We start from the raw sequence: 21,031 nt of genomic DNA, 5'->3' as shown, positions 1-21,031 counted from the left end.
GGCTTTTTTTCTTATCCGGCAGCGCCTTTTTCCGAAGAAGCCGGCTCACGCTTCAGGCGTTTTTTGATACCGAAGTGATAATACGCGTAACAGATGATCATCAGCGGGACGCCGCAGTACAGACCGATACGCTGGTCGGGGATAAAGATGAGACTGATTAAGATAAGACCGTAAACCGAAAATCCGAGAATCGGCACAATCGGATAAAGAGGCGTTTTAAATGCCAGGTCTTTCAGATTTCCTCCTTCAGCAAGAAAGCGTCTCCGGAAAACGAATTGTGAAGCGCAGATTGACATCCACGCGACGACGGTAATCATACCGGAGATGGAAATGAGCCACACATACACCGTTTCAGCCGCGACTACACTTGTCAGCAGGGATAAACCGGAGATGGCGATGGTGATGAAAAGAGCTTTCAGAGGCACGCCTTTTTTCGTCAGTTTCGTTAAGGAAGCGGGGCCCATCTTAGTTTTTGACAGGGACCACATCATTCTGGACGAAGCGTACAGCCCGGAATTCGCCACCGACAGCATGGCGGTCAGAATGACAAAGTTCATGATATCAGCCGCATAAGGAACGCCGATTTTATCCAGCACAGCCACAAACGGGCTTTCGATGACGCCTGCCGTTTGATACGGCAAAATGGACACGAGAACAAACATCGCCAGCACGAAGAAAAAAAGCGTCCGCCATATGACGTTTCGGATCGAGCGGGGAAGCGTCTTTTCCGGATTTTCGCTTTCTCCCGAGGCGATTCCGACCAGTTCGGTACCCTGGAATGAAAAATTCACCATAACAAGGGTAAACAGCACGGCTTGGGCGCCGTTCGGAAAAAGCCCTTTGTCCGTCGTAAAGTTTGACAGATACGGAGCCGTCTGCCCGCCGTTAAAACCGACAAAGCCGAATACCGCAGCGCAGCCGAGAATAATAAACAATACAATGGCCATGACCTTAATGCTGGAAAACCAAAATTCCATTTCCGCAAAACTCCGCGCAGACAGCGCGTTAATGGAAAAAATGACGACGCCGAATACCAGGCACCACACCCAAATCGGAACGGCCGGAAACCATCGCTGCATTAAAATCCCCGCCGACGTCAGCTCAAGCCCCACTGTATTGGCCCAGCTGAATGCGTACATCCATCCGATCGTAAATCCCGTCGACGGCCCGAGAAACTTTGCGGCATACGCCTGAAATGATCCTGCGACCGGCATAGCGACCGCGAGCTCCCCCAAACAAAGCATCACCAGGTACATTAAAAATCCGCCGATCACATAAGCCAATATCGCGCCGATCGGTCCCGCTTCACTGATCGTAAAACCGGAGCCCAGAAAAAGCCCCGTCCCGATCACGCCGCCGAGGGCGATCATAAACAAATGCCGGCCCTTCATCGTGCGCTGCAATTCATTTTGATTGGTATCTCCCTGCATATACATCCCCCTTATTCCGTTATGTCAGCCATTTGTGCGTATGTCTAATCGGCAGCTGTGCAAAAGGTGCATTGTCGTCTGCTGAATGAGTTCCGGCAGCACATGGAATGTGTACGGTTTGTACACGCGTTCCGTCCATTTATGGCCGTCCTTTCCGTATACCCCTATATTGACCGACGGAATATTCAATTCCCTGATTTCATTAAAAGGAATCGTCCCGATGACATCCCAGCCCGGAAAATTATCGGTAAAGGCGGAGACCTCCTCATCTGTTTCATGCAGCGATAAAAAGCTTCCGTCCGCTAAATAAGGGAAAAACTTTTTAAAGACGAATGTTTCTCCGGTTGATGCCGCTGTTTTATCGACCGCTTCTTGAATGACATGCTGCAAAAGCCGGTCCCGTGTGCTTTCTTCCTTCAGATAATTGTGCGGAAGGTAAGGCGGCGCATAGAAAATAATGACCTTGGCTCCCTGCTCAGGATCGAGTTTTTGCAGTTCTTCGACGGCTTTAAAACATCTCATCCGCAGTTCAAGATGTTCATATGTTTTAAATGCCTGCCCGATACACTGTGCAGGGTCTATCCCGCGGCTTCTCAGCCTTTTCAGGTAATCTTCCAGACTGTACACTTGAACGTTCCATGACATCTCTTTTTTCGGCAGGCTCGTTCTCTCACAGTATTCGTCGTAATAATCAGATAATTTTTGTTCTGTCTCTTTGCAGGCTTCGTCAGCCACGGCGGTCAGCTGATCCATGACTTCTTTGGCGGTTTTCTCGTAAATAAAATAATTAAAATAGACATAGCTGCTGACGGCGGTCTGCACGTTATACGCTTCCTTATTGTCACGCTGGTAGAGGCAGGTCGGCGGAAGCACAAGCTCCCCTTCAATGTTTTCCGCCATATGAATATTGTTGTGAATTCTTCTGGTGATTTCTGACGCGATCAAATTCGGATCGATGCCGGACAGCGTATCTCCGACATGCACCTCCCGCCCGTAAATCGCAAAGCAAGGCAAAAGCTTCCCTGCCGCGCCCGTGTATATGTACCTTGTCGTGTCACCCTCATACAGCGGCGTGATAAAATCGTTATTAATCGCTGCTAAATAACGAAGCTGCTTTTCTTGTTTCAGCCGTTTTAATTCAGAAATGCTGGTTAAAATGCCGGAATGCTGGCTTTCTTCATCCGGGTTTGCCATGAACAGAATATGGCCCGGCAGCTGATCGCGCCGTTCAGAAAAGTGAAGCAGATTGGCGAGATGAACGGCAATACCGCTCTGCATATCAACCGAACCCCTTCCGAACATCCACTCGCCTGAGCGGGCGTCCCGCTGCACATCCCGATCAAATTCATAGTTTGAGAAATATTCCGCGAGACGGTCGGAATCAAAAGCGATATCTTTTAAAGGGCCGAAATCCTCGATGCCGACCGTATCAAGATGAGCGTGATAAATGACCGTATTCAGGCTTTCGCCGTTTCCCTCAATAAATGCGAAAATATTTTTGCGGCCGTAAGGGTCCTCAGGAATCGCCTGCTCCCACACATGTGACGGATTCTCCTGAAAGTAGGGAAAGCTCTTGATCATATCTTTGATATAGTCGGCTTTTTTTCCTTCTCCCAATGTGCCGTTGATGCTGTTTAAGGCCACCAGTGATTTCGTAATGGCTTCTATTTTCTCCTCCGGAAGCATTTTGCTGAGCTGCTGATACATATTCCATCCTCCTTACCCTCATATAGAGAAAATAGCGCGACTCTTTTTTCATCGCGCTATTTCCGAAAGATTAATAGGCTTCAGACGTTGTTTTTGCCTGCATATGAAGAATCAGATAGTCAGGTCCTCCGGCTTTCGAATCGGTTCCTGACATATTGAAGCCGCCGAACGGCTGGTATCCGACAATCGCTCCCGTACAGCCGCGGTTGAAGTATAGATTTCCCACGTGAAAATCTTCGCGGGCGCGTTCAATGTGCGCGCGGGTTTTCGATAACAGAGCGCCCGTCAGTCCGTAATCGGTATTATTGGCAATCTCAAGCATATGGTCGAAATCACGGGCTTTTGAGATCGCGACGACAGGCCCGAAAATTTCCTCCTGCATCAGGCGGGCGTTTTCATCAACATCCGCAAAAATGGTCGGCTGAATAAAGTATCCTTTTGAATCATCACCTTCGCCTCCCGTCAGGAGTTTTCCTTCTGTTTTGCCGATTTCGATATAACTCATGACTTTATTATAAGATGCTTCGTGGATGACTGGCCCCATGTATGTATCAAAATCTTCCGGACTTCCGACGGTGAGTGATTTTGTTAAAGCGACGGCTTTTTCAACAACTTCATCATAGACGTCCTGATGAATGACCGCACGCGAACCGGCTGAACATTTTTGTCCTGAGAATCCGAAGGCGGAATACACGATTGAGGAAGCGGCAAGATCAAGATCAGCATCTCTGTCTACAAGCACCGTATCTTTCCCTCCCATTTCGGCAATGACCCGTTTCAGCCACTTTTGGCCCGGCTGTACTTTTGCGGCGCGTTCATAGATGCGGCATCCGACCGCGCGGGAGCCTGTAAACGACACAAATCTCGTCTTCGGATGCTCAACCAGATAGTCGCCGATTTCTCCTCCGTCGCCCGGTATGAATTGGAGCACGCCGTCCGGCAGGCCCGCTTCTTTCATTACTTCAACGAATTTCGCCGCCACGACAGGCGCCGCATCCGCCGGTTTCAGAAGTATCGTGTTGCCTGTTACGATGGCTGCCGCCGCCGTTCCCGCCATGATCGCAAGCGGGAAGTTGAATGGAGAAATGACAATTCCCACCCCAAGCGGCTCATAGTGATACTGATTATATTCTCCGTCACGGCTCTTTACAGGAGAACCGTCTTTCAGTTTCAGCATCTGACGGGCGTAATACTCTAAAAAGTCGATCGCTTCCGCCGTATCCGCATCCGCTTCCTTCCACGGTTTTCCCGCTTCTTTCACTAGATACGCGGAGAATTCGTGCTTTCTTCTGCGGATGATCGCCGCCGCTTTAAACAGCACATTCGCGCGGTGTTCCGGCCGTACTTTTTTCCATGTTTGAAATGCCTGCAGCGCAGCCTGCATGGCCTTTTCCGCAAGTTCTTTTCCGGCTGCCGATACAGAACCGATCACTTCTTTTTTATCTGCCGGATTGACGGAAATGATCTTTTTATCCGTTTCAATCGCTTCACCGTTAATGATAAGCGGATAATGCTTGCCGAGCTGTGAATTCACATAAGCCAGCGCTTCCTGAAACGATTGTTTATTTGTCTCTTCCTGAAAATTTGTAAATGGTTCGTGTGCGTATGAAACTGTCATTAGAATTCCTCCCCGTATTTTGTAATGTGTGCTCACGCTTAATAAAGATGCAAGAAGCATACCAGCATAGCAATTTGTGATAAAAATAGGAAAATCTTTGCCGAAAGCGGACGAAGCTTGTCCGAATCTGTCAGCTGCAATCTGAAAACGCAAAGAAATTTTGCGATCCGCTATATAACTGATGCAAAATCTCTTTGCGGATAACACTTATACCCAGCCGCGGAACCGGGCCGCTTCAGCCGACTTTCTGATGCCTGTCATATAGGCGGCCAAACGCATATCGGCTTTGTGGGTATGCGCTGTCTGATAAATGGATTCAAACGAATTCACCATGACGCTGCGCAGTTTTCCGGCGACTTCCTCTTCAGACCAGTAAAAGCCTTGATTATTTTGCACCCATTCAAAATAAGACACCGTCACGCCCCCGGCGCTTGCCAAAATATCCGGCACGAGAAGCACGCCTCTTTCATTCAGGATTTTCGTGGCGTCTATCGTTGTCGGGCCGTTCGCCGCCTCCACAATGATTGAGGCTTTAATGTGATGGGCGTTTTCAGCCGTTATCTGATTGGAGATTGCGGCAGGCACGAGAATATCACAGTCCTTTTCCAGCAGCTCCCGGTTCGTTATGACATCAGAGAAGAGATTCGTCACCGTGCCGAAGCTGTCCCGCTTATCCAGCAGGTAATCAATGTCAAGGCCGTCAGGGTCATACAAAGCACCGTGGGCGTCTGAGATACCGATCACCTTGGCGCCGGCGTCATGCATAAATTTAGCGAGAAAGCTCCCCGCATTTCCGAACCCCTGAATGATGATCCGCGCATTTTCCAATGGAATCCCTTTTTTCTTAACGGCTTCCTCAATACAAATCGTGACGCCTTGCGCGGTCGCCGTTTCCCGCCCCTGTGAACCGCCGAGAACAATCGGTTTGCCCGTAATGAATCCCGGTGAATCAAATTCTCTCAGGCGGCTGTATTCGTCCATCATCCATGCCATAATCTGCGAGTTGGTATATACGTCGGGAGCCGGAATATCCTTTGTCGGGCCGACGATCTGGCTGATCGCGCGCACATATCCGCGGCTCAGCCGTTCCAGCTCTCCGAATGACATCGTCCGCGGATCACAGATGATGCCGCCTTTTCCGCCCCCGTAAGGAAGATTTGTGATGCCGCATTTTAAAGTCATCCAGATGGAAAGCGCCTTAACCTCTTCTTCACTGACTTCCGGATGAAACCGCACGCCCCCTTTTGTCGGGCCGACTGCGTCATTATGCTGTGAGCGGTAGCCCGTGAAAACCTGTACTGAACCATTGTCCATTTTGACGGGGATGCGTACGGTCAAAAGCCGCATCGGCTCTTTCATCAGTTCATACATATTGTCAGGATAGCCCAGTTTGCGCAGGGCCTCTTTTATGATCGATTGTGTGGACAAGAACAAATTAAGAACTTCTTTTTCTTCATCTTTCTGATTGCTTTTAGAAAGCGGGTTGGCTGACATGTTTTATCACCTCATCGTATTTTACGTGTAAGCTTCAATTACCGGCAGAACGAAATGTAAGCGCTTTTACACCAAAACCCATCAATCCCTTTCACATTGTCGTTACACCCCTTTTTATATGCAAGATTCATGCCAGGATTTTGCGCATAAAAAAAGAGGCTGTTGTCAGCCTCTCATATGAAGAGAAAGTGAGATTTGAAGACGTCTACAGAAGAAACCTTATTGCTTTATTAGAACCTAATACGTTTTAGACGCACAGAAAAGATTGTTTTTTGAAATGGGACGCTATCTAAAGATATACTTCCTCCCATTTGCTCTACTAATCTCTTAGTAATCGTCAGCCCCAATCCGCTTCCCTGATAATTGGTGTTTCTCGAGTCCTCCAATGTATACATTCGTTCAAAGACACGGTCTTTATGCAATTCATTTATCCCTTTTCCTTTATCTGATACTTCTACAAAAACATCATTATCAGCTATCCTTATCTTTAAACCCACCACCTTACCATCAGAACCATATTGTATCGCATTCGTAATCAAATTATTTAGAACCCTCTCAATTGCATCTTCATCTCCGCTAACAAAGACAGGATCTTCTGGTATATCAATCACTACCTCAAATTCTTTGCTGATTAAAATTTCGTAGTAATCCAAAATTATTTTTCGGCTGACTTCGCATATGTCAATTCGTGAAGAATTTAATTTCTTATCTCCTGACTCTAATTTTACAAGTTCAAAAAAACGGTTTATTAACTCTAATACCTCGACCGTTTTTAAATTAACTGTTTTTAGTAAACCCATAATATTTTCAGAAGTTAGACTTTTATCGTTATGTATAATTTCAATATAACCTAGTATCACTGTTAATGGGGTCTTTAAATCGTGTGAAATATTTGATAACATTTTTCGCATTGACAGTTCTATACTATTGTAGTTTCCTATGATCTTTTGATTATGGTCTAAAAGATTGTTTATTTGAATTAACAAGGATTTTATATATTTATCATCCGTGGAAAGCAATAATCTTTCGCCTGTTTCCTCATGAACAATTTTTCCGAGCTTATTCCCTATATATTTAATTTCAGTCTTTAGATTTAATCGAGTTCGGAAAAGAAATATATTTACTGCCGCAGAGCATATGAATAAAATAACCACTAGATAAAACATTTAAAAATCTCCCAACTTATAACCGATTCCCCACAAAGTTTTTATGTACGTTGGATGAGATGGATCGTCCTCAATTTTCTCTCTGAGCCGTCTAATATGAACATTAATTACATTCTCATCTCCATGATACTCATCTTCCCATACGGACTTATAAAGTTGAGATTTAGTATATACTTGTGAAGGATTAGAAATAAAAAGTTTTAAAATATTAAATTCTTTTGCTGTGAGATTAATCTTTTCATTGAATTTTTCAACGGAAAAGCCATTCAGGTCAACACTTAAATCACCTATTTTAATGATTTTTTCTTCCTTAGCGGGCAGGTATCCCATATAGTGTTTCTCTCTTCTAATAGTTGCTTTAATTCTGGCTATTACCTCCAGCATAGAAAAAGGTTTAGAAATATAATCATCAGCTCCGAGGCCGAGACCAAGTGCCTTATCTACATCTTCATCTTTTGCAGACATGATAAGAACTGGAACCATACTTTTGGAACGAATCATTCTTAAACATTCCATACCATCTATCTTCGGAAGCATTAAATCCAACAATATAACCTCAAACTTTTGGTTGTTCAATATGTCTAAAGCTTCTTCACCATCAAAAGCTGCTGTTACTTCAAACCCTTCTTTCGTTAAGCTTTCGCTTACCATATCGCTTATAAATTGGTCGTCTTCTACGATTAATATTCTGTGACTCAAAGCTCTTCACTCCTTAAACCTTTAATATAAAGTGATATTCTTGATTCACTGATTATTTCAATTTTCACACTAGTAAACCCATCTTTATTATAATTCTTTTTCATTCAAAAGTAATAAATATTTCATGATGTTTTAAAATTAAATAAATAAGACAACCATACTTCACTATAGTGGAAATTGGTTGTCTAGTGTTCTTCTCTTTAAATCATAAAAAGGTTGTAATAATATTGACTTTAATTCCTTGGAAAAAGACATTCCAATTCTCGAACTACTTTCCATGCACATTCAGGACTTAAACATAACTGGCCCTGCAAAAGGGATAAATTACGTTCTGAAGCTTCACCGGTAACTACACATCTACTATAAGGCGCATACTTCTTTAGAACAATCTCTTCTCCTCTAATAAATATTTCCATTAATGTATTTACTTCTATACCACTGGCATCACGCAGCTCTTTTGGTAATACAATTCTTCCCAAACGATCTACTTTTCTTGCAATTCCGGTAGATTTCATTTTAATTCTTCCTCTCAATTCCCAAAATGACTTCGCAAGCCACATAAACGCATTTTTCAAGTTGAAGAATAAGGCGTTTATAAAATTGATCTCTTTAAAAAGGTATGCAATTCAAAATTCCCCAATCAATTCAACAAACTAATAAAAAAGTGCTGTGCTTAGAAAAGACAACAGCTCCCAGTGGTATGGTTTTCGCATAAGCATCTTAATAATTAATTTATAACCTTAATCGAACCATCTTCACTTGATACGCTTACCTTATTACTTCCTGCTCCAATTTCACCTTTTTTCACCTTTACGCCATCGTGGCTTTTATTAAGCCCATCTAGATCAAGCGTTATATCAGAATTACTCTCAGCAAGAACTTCAAGGGATGTTGGCGCTTTTTTATAAGATATACCTATATCTCCTGATTTCGTATTTACTGATAAAGATTTTCCCTCTGTTATGTCCTTGATTGAAACCGTCCCATCTTTAGAGGTAATCTTTACATTGGAACTATCTATTTCCTTCATCTCCGTATCGCCGCTTGCTGATGTTATATTTAATTCCTCAAAAGAACTATTTTCCATACTTAACGATCCATCCCTGGATGCGAATTTTCCAGTATGAGCTGAAACATTATTGATTTTTTCATCACCGGACTTATTATCAACGACAATATTTTCAGCCGAAATCTCACTTAATTGTATATTCCCATCTTTATTAGTTATTTCAATATTGTTCATACCTGACTCGGGAACATTAATATAAATTGTGCCGCCCTGCTTCCCAAAAGTAAATCCATCCAAAAAGCCGCCATTCTTCTGTTCTTTTTGAGTAACGACCAAATCTCTCCCATTTTCTTGAAATGTAACTGGAGCTTTCTCTTTCTGTCTCCCCTCTGCAGATACTGTTACCTCATTTGAAGTACTCTTTTTAAACCTCACATCCCAAGTATCAGTATATACTTTTAAAGCATCAATATTTTCCGCATTGTAAGAAGTGTTCTTTTTAAAGTTTTTTGTATTTAACAAATTAAAGCTCAAAGAAATTCCACCAATTACTATGAGCAATACTATCGTTGCTATAATTTTCTTCATTTTATAAATCCTCCTTTTGACTATTACAATAATAATGTTTATACCAAGTCTTTTTGATCAACCTTATGGTAAGAAAGATAACCCACTAAAAGGCCGAATAAACAAAATATAGTCGGGATGATAATGAATTGACTTAAACTGACTGTTTCTCCTCCGTCGGAAACTGTTGCATTAATAAAGACCCCAATTATGACAGCCCAAGTGATTGTAGCAGCAGTGGATTTTCTTCTCATACCAAAAAATAAAGGAATTAAACTCACTCCTGCCATCATAAGAGAAGTGATAAGAGTCGATGGAATGGTGGAAATAACTTCACTCATTTCAACAGGCTTATCAAATAAATATAAGTGTGGGCTGATGAAGAGAATTAACAAATTAATAACAAAAGTGGCAATAACAATACTTACAAAGCAGAATAAGAAAACAATAGCTAGTTTAGCTTGCATTAATTTTTTTCTTTGTAAAGGATAAGTAAACAGTAATTGTATTGTTTTATTTTTATATTCATCAATAACTAAACGGGATAAAATCACAGCAGAAAAACTAATAAATACAATTCTAATAAATATATTAGTTAGAGACATAAAATCTGCATAAGCAGGAAACATAGGCTCAATTTCATTTCTAGATCCCCACCCCATAAGAGCGACCAAGGCAAAGATAATTAATATCCAAAGAGCCACCCCTTTAAAATACTGTGACAAGTGATGTTTTCTGTACTCTAATTTCATAAGTTTTAACATTTCAAATAGCCTCCAGCGAAGAATTTAAGACAAAGTAAATAAGTTTCTTTCCTTCTAGGTGCATAAACCTAAATACAAACGGGCAATCCATTTAATGTTAAGTGTGTATACCCTCCCTATTCATTGAACTTAAGAAGTACTCTTCTAAAGAACTGTGTTTTTTATTTATACTTTCTATACCAACATCATTCATAATGAATGCCTTAGAGATTTCTTGTTGTGTAACTGCTGATTCATATATACGAATTATCTGTTTATCAATCATTTTAAAATTTCTTATCCCCAGATTTTGTTCTAAAATATATAACGCTTTTTTTAAGTTATGAACCTTCACCTCTATATATTCCGTTTGTTTTCCATTTATGCTCTTCATAGAAACTTCTTTTATTAACTTGCCATTTTGTATAATTCCAACAGTGTCTGACATTTGTTCCATTTCGGCTAAAATGTGACTAGAAATTAATAATGTGATTCCATACTCTCTGCATAGTAACTTAAAGAGATCCCTTAACTCTTTTATACCAATTGGATCAAGACCGTTAATTGGCTCGTCTAAAACGAGAAGTTCTGGTTTCGTAGAAATGGCTCTGGCTATTCCCAATCTTTGTTTCATCCCTAAAGAAAATTCTTTCACCTTTTTGTTTTCAATATTATGTAACTTTACAAGCTCGATTGCATGATCAATAGATTTTTTATCGTAGTACCCCATATATTCACAATGGAAGTATAGATTTTCTCTAGCAGTGAGGTTGTCATAGAAAATCGGATATTCAATAATGGTTCCCATTCGCTTTAACACTTCAAATGACGTATCTGTTAATTTTTCACCAAAAATTTCGATTTCACCACTTGTTGGTTTAACTAAATTAGTAATCATTTTCATAATGGTTGTTTTACCTGCACCATTCGGCCCCAAAAATCCATAAATTTCTCCTTTTTTCACATGCATATTAACTCCGGAAACAACTTCTTTTCCTTTAAATGATTTTGTTAGCTGGTTAGTTTTTAAAATGTACGTCATTCTCTTTCCCCTTTCCAATAATATTCTTATTATATAAACCAAAGTTCTCTTTTCCCTTAAGCAAATATTACTTTTTTCTTAAGATTTTCAACTACTAATTAATTTATTTTTAAAAAAGGAAAGAGCTATCTAAAGTATCTAGATAGACTCTTTTCTTCTTCATTAGTTATACTGATGCTTTATCAGATTTCTTAAGTCAACATATAAAACTTGAAAAATTACTAGGATAGATTAAAAATAGCCTTGTTTACCCGTTCCAACTCACATTCATTTAATTCATTTTCAAGTGAGTGTTTGTACCCCATTAGAAATTCTAATTTGTCCTCACGTTGGTCGTTTTCACTTGTTAAAAAAGGAAAATCTTCTTTTATGAGATTTCTTATCGCCATCATAGGGACTTCGCAAACTAAAGGAGTAAATTTGGCACTATATAGTCCTGATTTGCTATTAGTGGAATAAAAGTCCCCTATCATCAATCCCTCATACACAAGTTGACGTTTAAATTCCCTATGCACAGTAGCGAGTAAGTTATCGAGTGATTTATTATTTAAAAACACAATTAACAGTGTTTTATATTTCTCTACCTTTTCTGATTTCATTTTTAACTCTTTAAACTGAACTGCTCTTTCCTTAATGATGTCTCTCATTTGCTGCACACCCTCTATATATTGTTCTATAAAAGAACAATATATAGTATCTTCTTGAATAGCAAAAGGAAGGAAAGGACAAATTGCTCCTTTAGCTCCCTTGTCTGGATGAGGTTTTGAACAGAAATCTATATAATCTAAAACAATTTTTATTTCTTCTCTTGTAACATTATCTTGTTTTTCTATAATTTGTTTTAAACTAACAGGATTATTCTTGAAATTCAACATAAGATCACTCTCTCTTCTTTAAATAGTTATTTACACACAATCACAATAATTTAAATTAAGAACATAAGTTTAAAGAATTTTAGCAAGTTCAACCAAAATCCCTTCAATTTATCTTTAACTAAGATAATGTTTCTTATTTACTTAAAGAAAGAAACACTGAAATTATAAATTTCAACTAAAAAAATTATGAGACTCAGATTTCAAATTAAATTCTTTAATCTCACTCTCCACACTTTCGAAGAACAAAAAGTTTAAATCTATTTCAAATATTTCGTCTATAAAGTTAAATTTAGTGATTTACACTTGTTTTTTCATATTAGTTTTATTAATGGTTCCTTTCATGTGTTTCAACTTAAACGCATGAATTTATTAGAAAAGTTCTCTAAATGATTTTGCATGGTTTTAAATCATTTCCGTTATGTTATTATGTGAATTAAGAACTTAATTAAGTTATTTTCTAAATTGGTCATTCAATTAAATAACCTCGTTTAATGAATATAGTCTATAAAAAGCACCTTCATTTTTAACTAATTCATCAAACGATCCTTTCTCTAATATTCTGCCCTCTTCCATATAAATAACCTCATCATATTTACGTAAAAGATCAGAATTTAGGTTGTGGGTGATTGCAATAATAGTTAAATCATTGAAATTAAGAAGTTTATCTTCAAGTAAATAACTTGTTCTTAAGTCTAAAGCGGAAGTGCCTTCATCAAGAATAAGAATAGGTTTATTTCTTATCAGACCTCTAGCCACTGCGATTCTTTGTTTTTGCCCTCCTGATAAGTTTCCACCGCTTTCTCCTACATTGTTATCTAAGCCTTTCTGATCTTTTATGAATTCATTGACACCACTATTCGAAAGTGCCTGATTTACTTCTTCTTCATTAAAGTCCTCAAATAATAAGATGTTTTCTCTTATCGATTTGTTAAACAAATAGATATTTTGATGAATCAATGAATATAGTTTTGTTAGTTCAGTTGTATCTAATCTATTTAATTCTTCTTTATCCCATACAATCTCTCCGCTGTACCCTTTATTCATCCCTAGAATTAACTTAATTAAAGTTGATTTTCCACAACCACTTTGTCCTATGATGACGTACTTTTTATTTTTTTCGATACTGAAATTTATATCTCGAAGGACTTCATTTGAACCATCGTACGAGAAGCTGAGATTTTTAATTTCAATAGCTTTTTCAAAAGTAGTCTTTTTGACTTTTTTGCTATCATCACTGTTTGTAAATATCAAAGTGTTAAATTTTTTTACAATGGGTTTAACACTTTGAAGCTGTGGAATACTCATTGTAATAATCATAATAGGGTTAACAAAAGTATTACTAAGTTGAACTAATGCGATTAAAGTACCTACTAAAACATCTCCTTGTAGCACCATATAAGATCCAATAGCTACTACTGAAAACATTGTAAGTAATCCTAATACATCAGATAAACTCTCATTCAAGGCGCCTGTTTTATCTGCTTGATATTTCTTTTCTACTACAACATCATTCTCATTCTCAAATGCTGCAAAGCTTTTTTTAGTAACATTAAATGATTTTATTACACTGTAACCACCGAATAAATCTTTAATCTTTGAAGTATAGTCTCCAATGGCTACAGAGAATATCTCCTGCTTAGTTTGCAATACTTTACTAATAAAACTTGATACCACGGCCATTACTCCAAAACATACGATTAATGCTATAAGTACAAGCGGACTTAACTTAATTAAAAGTATGATGGAAACTAAGAAAATAATGGAATTCTCCATTACCTTCAATAAAGGAAGGATATAATTTTCTTCAATAATCTTTACATCGTTAGTTAACATAGAAATATATTCAGCTGTATCGTATTGCTCAAAGTCCTTATAGTCTCTATTTAATATCCCTTTACATAGATCTCTTCTTAAATCTTTCGTAATATTTTTCACCATTTTTTTGCTACATAAATGATAAATGTATTTGATCATCCCCAGTACTAGTAAGTAAGCAAATGTAAAAAGAATCATTTGTTTAAATTCTTGTGCCGATCCTTTTGTTGCTGCGTTTACTATATCTTGTAGGATAATTGCTATATAAACTGTTCCTCCGGAAACAATAGCGCTGAATATAAAGGTAACTGCTAAAAGAATTTTGTTTTGTTTTAGATAGATCCCCATTGGGATTCCCCTCTCTTATTCAATTAAGACGACCTTAGAAGTCACTGATTAGCGAAGACCTGTATTTAGGTCTTCGCTATTTATTACTTTTTTCATCAATCTACTTCTAAAGCTACTAGAATCTCTTCTAAGTCATTAGTAGAATCTTTGACATCTTTGGCATCTATAATTGAACTAATTCTTTCAACAGTTTTTTCCTCTACTACATTTCGAGCGGTAATTTTGACCTGAAACTCTCTCTCGATATAGTTTAATAATCTAATAACTTTTAAAGAATGACCTCCTAGGTCAAAGAACGAGTCTTTAATTCCAACGTTCTCAACCTCTAATGTTTTTTCAAATAATTGTACTATAGTCTTTTGAGTTTCGGTTTTAGGTTCAACATGCTCTCCATTAAAATCTATCACAGGGTTTGGCAACTCAGCCTTGTTAACTTTCCCATTTAGTGAAGTTGGTATTTTGTCCAATTGAACAATATAGCTGGGCACCATATAATCAGGAAGTTTTTCAGAAATTTCTTTTTGCACTAGCTTAGCATCTATTCTTTTATTAGCCACTACATAAGCACAAAGATATTTTTCATCATTTAATTCTTTTATTGTCACTACAGCATCCTGGATACTTTCGTGCATTCTGAGAGCCGCATTAACTTCTTGAATCTCTACTCTGAATCCCCTAACCTTTACTTGATCATCTACTCTTCCTAGGAATTCAATCCTTCCTTGGTTAGACCATCTAACTAAGTCACCTGTTTTATACATTCTACTTTTAACTTTAAAAGGATTTGGAACAAACTTTTCATCTGTTAATTCAGGTTGATTTAGATATCCTGAAGAAACTGAGTCGCCTGTAACACATAATTCCCCTACCATTCCAGTTCCACATACATTTCCAAATCTATTAATCACATACAGTTTTGTATTAGAAATTGGTCTGCCGATTGGTATGATTTCATCGCTTTCACTATTTGAAATTTGATGAGATGCAATAGTAACTGTAGTTTCAGTAGGACCATAAAAATGATAAATATCATTTAACTTGTGTGTATTCTCTCCCACTATTTCATTTACTTCCTCTAAGGTGATTGACTCCGCTGCAATAAACAACGTATCGAATTGTGAAAGCAATGGGGTACAATTCACTTCTTTTGCATAAACCACAACTTCTCTTAGTAAGGACGGAATAAAGGTAATTTTATTTCCTGGAATAAGTTGCAACAGTTCGTCTGGTTTCTTTCTTTGGTTCTCATTAACAATTAGTAATTTTCCACCTGATAAAAGAGAAGGGAAGAGCTCTGCTGTATGCCCATCAAAGGTAAAAGCAATAGTTTGAACCATAGTAGATTCACTATTAAAGTTACCATTTTTCATTTGCCATAAAGTATGGTTCAATGAGTTATAATGGCTTACCATAACCCCTTTAGGATTCCCTGTAGTTCCTGATGTGAAAATAATATAAGCTAAATCATTAGGCTTTATAGAAACGTTAATTTCCTCTTGGTATAGGCTTGTCATATTGCATAACTCTAATTGTTTAATATCTAAGGATGTGTTTTCTAAAATTGATGAATCTTTACCGTGTAAAACTACTTTTGCTTTTACTTCATCAATCATATATTGAATTCTTTTTATAGGTTGTTCCGGATCAATTGGTAGGTACGCAGCTCCGGCTTTTAAAACCCCTAGAACACCCACCGCTAATTCTAAAGATGGTTTAGTAATTATAGGAATAATATCTCCTACAGCTGTTCCTTTTTGTATTAATGTAGCTGCTACCGAGTTAGCTTTTAAGTCTAATTCTTTATAACTTAAAGATTGCTCATCAAACTCTACAGCAATATTATCAGGATAGAGATTTACCTGTTTTTCAAATAAAGAAACTAATGTTTCGTTTATTGGAAGCGGATCTTCCGTTTTGTTATACTCTGTGAAGATTTTTTCCTCTTCTCCTGGTACAAAATAATTAACTTCGCTTAGTTGTAGGTCTGGAGTTCTTATCATTTGGTCCAGTAAGATGATCATACGAGTAAGTATTCTGGACACTTCTGACTTTCCATACATATTTAAGTCATACATAATACTTAAATAAAAATTGGTACGTTTCACAGCACCCAATGATAAATTAAAGTTTGTTAATTCACGTATATCCTGTAGTTTAAAAGGATTATTTACCGCATCTTCTAATTGATATTGCTCATAATTCTCAAATGAGAATGCATTTTTGAATAATTCATCTCCCATTTGTGATAACTTCTGAATTTCGGCTAGTGGATAATGTTCATATTGGGTTGTATTAATAGATTGTTCTTGAACGTTATTTAAAAGGGTTGAAACTGTATCATCTTTTTTTAGGTTAACTCTCACGGGAACTGTATTAATGCACATTCCCAGCATTGTCTCAACGTCTGCTAAATCAACATTCCTACCAGATACAACTTTACCGAACACAATGTCATTTTTATTGGAATAGGCCGCTAAAGTAAGTGCCCACATAGTTTCGAAAACTGTATTTATGGTATAACCTTGGTTAGCACAAAATTTTTCTAAACGCTTATACAATTCTTCAGGCAACTTATATTCTACTTTACCTACATCATCTATATCTCCACCTTCTGGATTCCCTTCAGGCTTGATGATAATTTGATCTTCAAAATCCTCTATTAATTCCTTCCAGTATTTTCGCGCTTTTTCATTATCTCCATTTCCAGCTAGTTGAACGTAATCAGAAAATGTTGTATTCTCTTCTTTTTCGTTTAGAAGTAAACTTTCATAAGAAGCACCTTCCGTTAGATGTTGATAAGTATTGAATAATTCATTTCGCAATATACTGCTGCACCAACCATCTAATATGATGTGATGGAATGTGATTAGGAGCTTATAGTCTTTTTCATCAAGTTTAATGACTGTTAGCCTTAATAAACTGTCTTTCTCGAAATCAAAACCTCTTCTTACATCTTCTTTTTTAAGCTTTTCAAATGTATTATTCTTGTCATCTTGAGAAGATAAATCTACAAAGTTAAACTCTAACTTTTTATTTTCAAGAATAAGTTGTCTTGGAATAGTAACTAAACGATGTTCTATTGCCGTTCTTAATATGCTGTATTTATTAGCAATAATTTCAAGACTTTTTTGCATTAAATCTATGTCAACATCTCTTTCCGTATAATTAATCATCTGAACCACATATTCAGAGGAATCAGGAGTGCTTATTTTTCGATAGAGCATTGCTTCCTGCATAGAAGTCAAAGGATGAATCTTCTCGACTTTATAGCCAAGCTCATTATACTTTTCTTGCACTTGTTCAAACTCTTCGTTACTCCACTTATATTCCCCTAAATCAGAGGCGGTAAGGTAATTAGTTTCTTGTTCCTTACAAAACGTTATTACTTTTTCTAACTGCTCAATAAATTGGTCCATTAACTCGCTAACAAAATCCGTAGTAAACACGTTTTCATCATAAGTAACTTCCATTCTTAAAACTTTATTGATTATAGAACCGTTAATAGTAATCGGTGATCTAAAAGCATTTTGCATTGATTTATCTTTTGCTTTTTCTATGTGACTCGTAGAAAATGTGCGACCTTGATAATCCTGTCCGAATTCCCCTAAATAATTGAAGGTAACATCAGGGTCTATATCATTAAATATCTCGGGGGACACACTATGCAAAATAAGATTTCCCATACCACGATTAGGCATTTTTCGTACTGTTTCTTTTACATTAATAATATCTTTAGAAATTGAAGTACCTAGATTCTCTAAAACTACTGGATATTCACTTGTGAACCAACCTATTGTACGATCATTTTTCACATCTTTATGAATGGACTCCCTACCGTGTCCCTCCATATTGATTGAAACAATGGAGTTATCTGTTTGTTTTTGAATAGCACGAGTCAACCCGGTAATTAAGATATCGTTTATTTCAGTGTTATAAGCTTTCCCAGCATCATACAGCATTTCGTTGGTGTATCTTTCGCTTAGCTCAATGTTCATCGTATTTAGCTTAAAGTCTGCAGTGTAAGGTTTTTTGCTAAACTTCCCTTCAGGTATTTTTGAGTTTACCTCTTTCCAGTATGGTATTTCTTTTGCTAATTTATCGCTCTTTCCATACTCTCTTAAAGCTTGACTCCATTCCTTAAATGAAATGGTTTTTAACGGAAGTTTAATTTCTTTTCCATCCAATTGCATTTCATAACCATCAATAAAATCATTAATCAATATTCTCCAAGAAATACCGTCAATGGATAGATGATGAATACAGAAGAATAGATAAAATTTGTTCATACATTTAAACAGTCCTAGCTTAAATAAAGGCCCTGTTTCGATGTTTATACTCTTCTGGATTTCTAAAGTTTCACTTATAAAGGTTTCTCTGAATTCCCCTTCATCTTGAATATGTGTAAGATCAATTACACTAAGCTCAAGATGCTTATCCTTCTCATACGGGAGAATGTACTGAGACTTACCAGAGTAAACCGCTCTTAATAAGTCGTGATGTTTAACAATCTCATTTAAAACATTTTTTATAAAATTTATATCAGGCTCAACATCAGTCTCTAAAATATAGGACTGGTTAAAATAATTTGGCTCATTAATGCGCATCTTTTCAAAAAAAGTTTCCTGAATAGGACTTAATTCTGCAGGACCTGTAATCTCTTCTTGATTGATCTTTAAGTTATCAATGGTCTTTACCTTTGAATAAATCTTTCCAATAATCTTATTTTCCAAGATATCTTTTACTGAAAGTTCATATTTTCTTTCACGAAGTTTAGAGATAATTTGAATAGCCTTGATAGAATCTCCACCGAGCTCAAAGAAGTTATCTTCCATTGAAACACTTTTATTCCCTAATACCTCGGAAAACGATAAAAGTATTTGATCAGTTTCTTCAGTTTTAGATTCATAATTATGACTGTTTATAAAATCTTCAATTAGTTTTCTCTTATCTAGTTTACCCCCTGCTGTTAGCGGGAAGCTTTCCACTTTAGCAATTTCATTCGGAATCATATAGCAAGGAAGATTCTTTTTTAATAAGTCTTTGATTTCATTAGTGGATTCCACTCTACTACCGTGATAAAAAGCAATGAAAAGTGGGGAATCATTAGATTGATCATAAATAACTGCAGCATCATTAATTCCTTCTAGCTCACGAATTCTCGCTTCTACTTCTGCTAATTCAATTCTATATCCATTAATTTTAACTTGTTCATCTGCTCTTCCCAAAAGATTTATTATTCCATCGTGCTTCCAATATCCAACATCTCCAGTTTTGTAGAGACGCTGATCTGAAATATGAGGAATAATAATATATCGTTCGTTAGTTAAGTTCGGCTTATTTAAATAACCCCGTGCAACTCCTGCCCCACCGACATATAACTCTCCTTCCTCATCAATAGCACATAGGTTATTCTCTTTAAGGATATAAATTTCACCATTTTTAATAGGACTTCCAATTGTAACCTCTTCTAAGGAGAATTGATTGTTATAAAAGTACCCACTTGCAACTACTGTACCCTCAGTAGGTCCGTAGAGATTTGCTATATCTTTTACTTTATTGGGACACAGCTTACTAAACTTAACAATTAAATCACTAGGTAAGGGCTCTGCTCCAAGGTAAATCTTCTCAAATTTGAATAGTTCATCAGTCTTATTAAAGGTTTCTGCATAATCTACTACTGCCTTGAATAAACTTGGGATCATAAAAGCCTGAGCATTAACTAGATTATCTAAAATTTCTACAGGATTAACTTTCTGATTATTATCTAATATACGTACTTGACCTCCCGCTGCAAGGCAAGGGAAGATTTCAATTACTGATGCATCAAAGATAAAGGAAGAGCTCTGTAACATCTTAGTTTTGCTATTCATATTACCAATATCAATCATCCAGTTGACCAAATTCACAAGGTTTCTATGCTCTACCATTACCCCTTTAGGATTTCCAGTAGTACCTGAAGTGTAAATGACATAGCATAAGTCTGATATCTCTGGTTTTTCATTTAAGTTATATCTGGACTTTAAAAGTGCTGAGTCCACTTCAATATATTTAATTGACTCAAAGCTTTTTTTGTCGTTGGATTTCCGAAGGCTTGAGTCTACTAATATGGTTCGTAGGCCACTATCTTCAATCATATATAGCAATCTCTCATAAGGCTGGTTAGGATCCAGCGGCAAGTATGAGCCACCGGATTTCAAAACCCCTAAAATAGAAATAAGAGTTTCAATAGAACGATTCATCATTATTCCTATAATATCGTTACCTTTAACACCGCTCTCCTTCAATATGCGGGCAACACTATTTGCTTTTCCGTTTAATTCCGAATAAGTTATGTGATGATCCTTATAAGACACAGCGATACCCTTTGGATTCTTTTTAACGGTTGATTCAAAGTATTCTACAAAGCTACCAGTAAAGTTATAGTTAAATTTAGTATTATTGAAATCCATTTGTGTTTTTGTATTTTCGTTATTATATTTGCCTGATTGTTGCTCTTTTTTATTCTCCTTAATGCTCAT

General features: G+C 37.3%; 13 protein-coding genes. All 13 read right to left on the bottom strand.

The features are described 5' to 3' along the window. Positions 1-11: 11 nt before the first annotated feature. Positions 12-1,430 carry an amino acid permease gene (locus ACWJJ4_RS01715; RefSeq protein ID WP_014306038.1) on the bottom strand — a complete coding sequence of 473 codons (1,419 nt, stop codon included), beginning with the start codon at positions 1,428-1,430 and terminating at the stop codon, positions 12-14. Between the two features lie 24 nt (positions 1,431-1,454). Then, complete coding sequence (locus tag ACWJJ4_RS01710; protein ID WP_014306039.1) at positions 1,455-3,137, bottom strand: M20 family metallopeptidase; 1,683 nt, start codon at positions 3,135-3,137, stop codon at positions 1,455-1,457. A 70-nt stretch (positions 3,138-3,207) separates the two neighbouring features. After that, positions 3,208-4,755 carry an L-glutamate gamma-semialdehyde dehydrogenase gene (gene pruA / locus ACWJJ4_RS01705; protein ID WP_003150992.1) on the bottom strand — a complete coding sequence of 516 codons (1,548 nt, stop codon included), beginning with the start codon at positions 4,753-4,755 and terminating at the stop codon, positions 3,208-3,210. A gap of 207 nt (positions 4,756-4,962) precedes the next feature. After that, positions 4,963-6,249, bottom strand: coding sequence for a Glu/Leu/Phe/Val family dehydrogenase (locus tag ACWJJ4_RS01700; protein WP_077723004.1), 1,287 nt, complete (start codon positions 6,247-6,249; stop codon positions 4,963-4,965). Between the two features lie 230 nt (positions 6,250-6,479). After that, entirely contained in the window at positions 6,480-7,415 is a 936-nt protein-coding gene (locus tag ACWJJ4_RS01695; RefSeq protein ID WP_101562531.1) for a sensor histidine kinase, read from the bottom strand. Beyond that, a complete protein-coding gene (locus tag ACWJJ4_RS01690) occupies positions 7,416-8,114 on the bottom strand; it encodes a response regulator transcription factor (RefSeq protein WP_101562532.1) in 699 nt (232 codons plus the stop codon). 233 nt (positions 8,115-8,347) lie between these two features. Then, entirely contained in the window at positions 8,348-8,629 is a 282-nt protein-coding gene (locus tag ACWJJ4_RS01685) for an AbrB/MazE/SpoVT family DNA-binding domain-containing protein (RefSeq protein WP_101562533.1), read from the bottom strand. A gap of 212 nt (positions 8,630-8,841) precedes the next feature. Beyond that, the gene (locus ACWJJ4_RS01680) at positions 8,842-9,711 is read right to left on the bottom strand and encodes a DUF4097 family beta strand repeat-containing protein (RefSeq protein ID WP_454021382.1); all 870 of its coding nucleotides are present in this window, start codon (positions 9,709-9,711) and stop codon (positions 8,842-8,844) included. A 38-nt stretch (positions 9,712-9,749) separates the two neighbouring features. Next, on the bottom strand, positions 9,750-10,454 hold the full coding sequence (locus ACWJJ4_RS01675; RefSeq protein WP_454021381.1) for an ABC transporter permease: 705 nt from the start codon (positions 10,452-10,454) through the stop codon (positions 9,750-9,752). A 97-nt stretch (positions 10,455-10,551) separates the two neighbouring features. Continuing rightward, the gene (locus ACWJJ4_RS01670) at positions 10,552-11,475 is read right to left on the bottom strand and encodes an ABC transporter ATP-binding protein (RefSeq protein WP_064108088.1); all 924 of its coding nucleotides are present in this window, start codon (positions 11,473-11,475) and stop codon (positions 10,552-10,554) included. A 221-nt stretch (positions 11,476-11,696) separates the two neighbouring features. Then, the gene (locus ACWJJ4_RS01665) at positions 11,697-12,350 is read right to left on the bottom strand and encodes a DUF6875 domain-containing protein (protein WP_101562536.1); all 654 of its coding nucleotides are present in this window, start codon (positions 12,348-12,350) and stop codon (positions 11,697-11,699) included. Positions 12,351-12,824: 474 nt separating this feature from the next. Further along, positions 12,825-14,513 carry an ABC transporter ATP-binding protein gene (locus ACWJJ4_RS01660; protein ID WP_101562537.1) on the bottom strand — a complete coding sequence of 563 codons (1,689 nt, stop codon included), beginning with the start codon at positions 14,511-14,513 and terminating at the stop codon, positions 12,825-12,827. Between the two features lie 95 nt (positions 14,514-14,608). Continuing rightward, positions 14,609-21,031, bottom strand: coding sequence for an amino acid adenylation domain-containing protein (locus ACWJJ4_RS01655; protein ID WP_454021380.1), 6,423 nt, complete (start codon positions 21,029-21,031; stop codon positions 14,609-14,611).

Source organism: Bacillus sp. JK62 (genome assembly GCF_053663455.1).
Note: the sequence above shows the minus strand (reverse complement) of the source record. Positions and strands in the feature narration are given on the sequence as shown.

Bases quoted from the DNA above. Each gene is read 5' to 3' on its own strand.
- ACWJJ4_RS01655 (WP_454021380.1), bottom strand. From the start codon at position 21,031: ATGAGCATTAAGGAGAATAAAAAAGAGCAACAATCAGGCAAATATAAT.
- ACWJJ4_RS01665 (WP_101562536.1), bottom strand. From the start codon at position 12,350: ATGTTGAATTTCAAGAATAATCCTGTTAGTTTAAAACAAATTATAGAA.
- ACWJJ4_RS01685 (WP_101562533.1), bottom strand. From the start codon at position 8,629: ATGAAATCTACCGGAATTGCAAGAAAAGTAGATCGTTTGGGAAGAATT.
- ACWJJ4_RS01670 (WP_064108088.1), bottom strand. From the start codon at position 11,475: ATGACGTACATTTTAAAAACTAACCAGCTAACAAAATCATTTAAAGGA.
- ACWJJ4_RS01680 (WP_454021382.1), bottom strand. From the start codon at position 9,711: ATGAAGAAAATTATAGCAACGATAGTATTGCTCATAGTAATTGGTGGA.
- ACWJJ4_RS01660 (WP_101562537.1), bottom strand. From the start codon at position 14,513: ATGGGGATCTATCTAAAACAAAACAAAATTCTTTTAGCAGTTACCTTT.
- ACWJJ4_RS01715 (WP_014306038.1), bottom strand. From the start codon at position 1,430: ATGCAGGGAGATACCAATCAAAATGAATTGCAGCGCACGATGAAGGGC.
- ACWJJ4_RS01675 (WP_454021381.1), bottom strand. From the start codon at position 10,454: ATGTTAAAACTTATGAAATTAGAGTACAGAAAACATCACTTGTCACAG.
- ACWJJ4_RS01700 (WP_077723004.1), bottom strand. From the start codon at position 6,249: ATGTCAGCCAACCCGCTTTCTAAAAGCAATCAGAAAGATGAAGAAAAA.
- pruA (WP_003150992.1), bottom strand. From the start codon at position 4,755: ATGACAGTTTCATACGCACACGAACCATTTACAAATTTTCAGGAAGAG.
- ACWJJ4_RS01710 (WP_014306039.1), bottom strand. From the start codon at position 3,137: ATGTATCAGCAGCTCAGCAAAATGCTTCCGGAGGAGAAAATAGAAGCC.
- ACWJJ4_RS01695 (WP_101562531.1), bottom strand. From the start codon at position 7,415: ATGTTTTATCTAGTGGTTATTTTATTCATATGCTCTGCGGCAGTAAAT.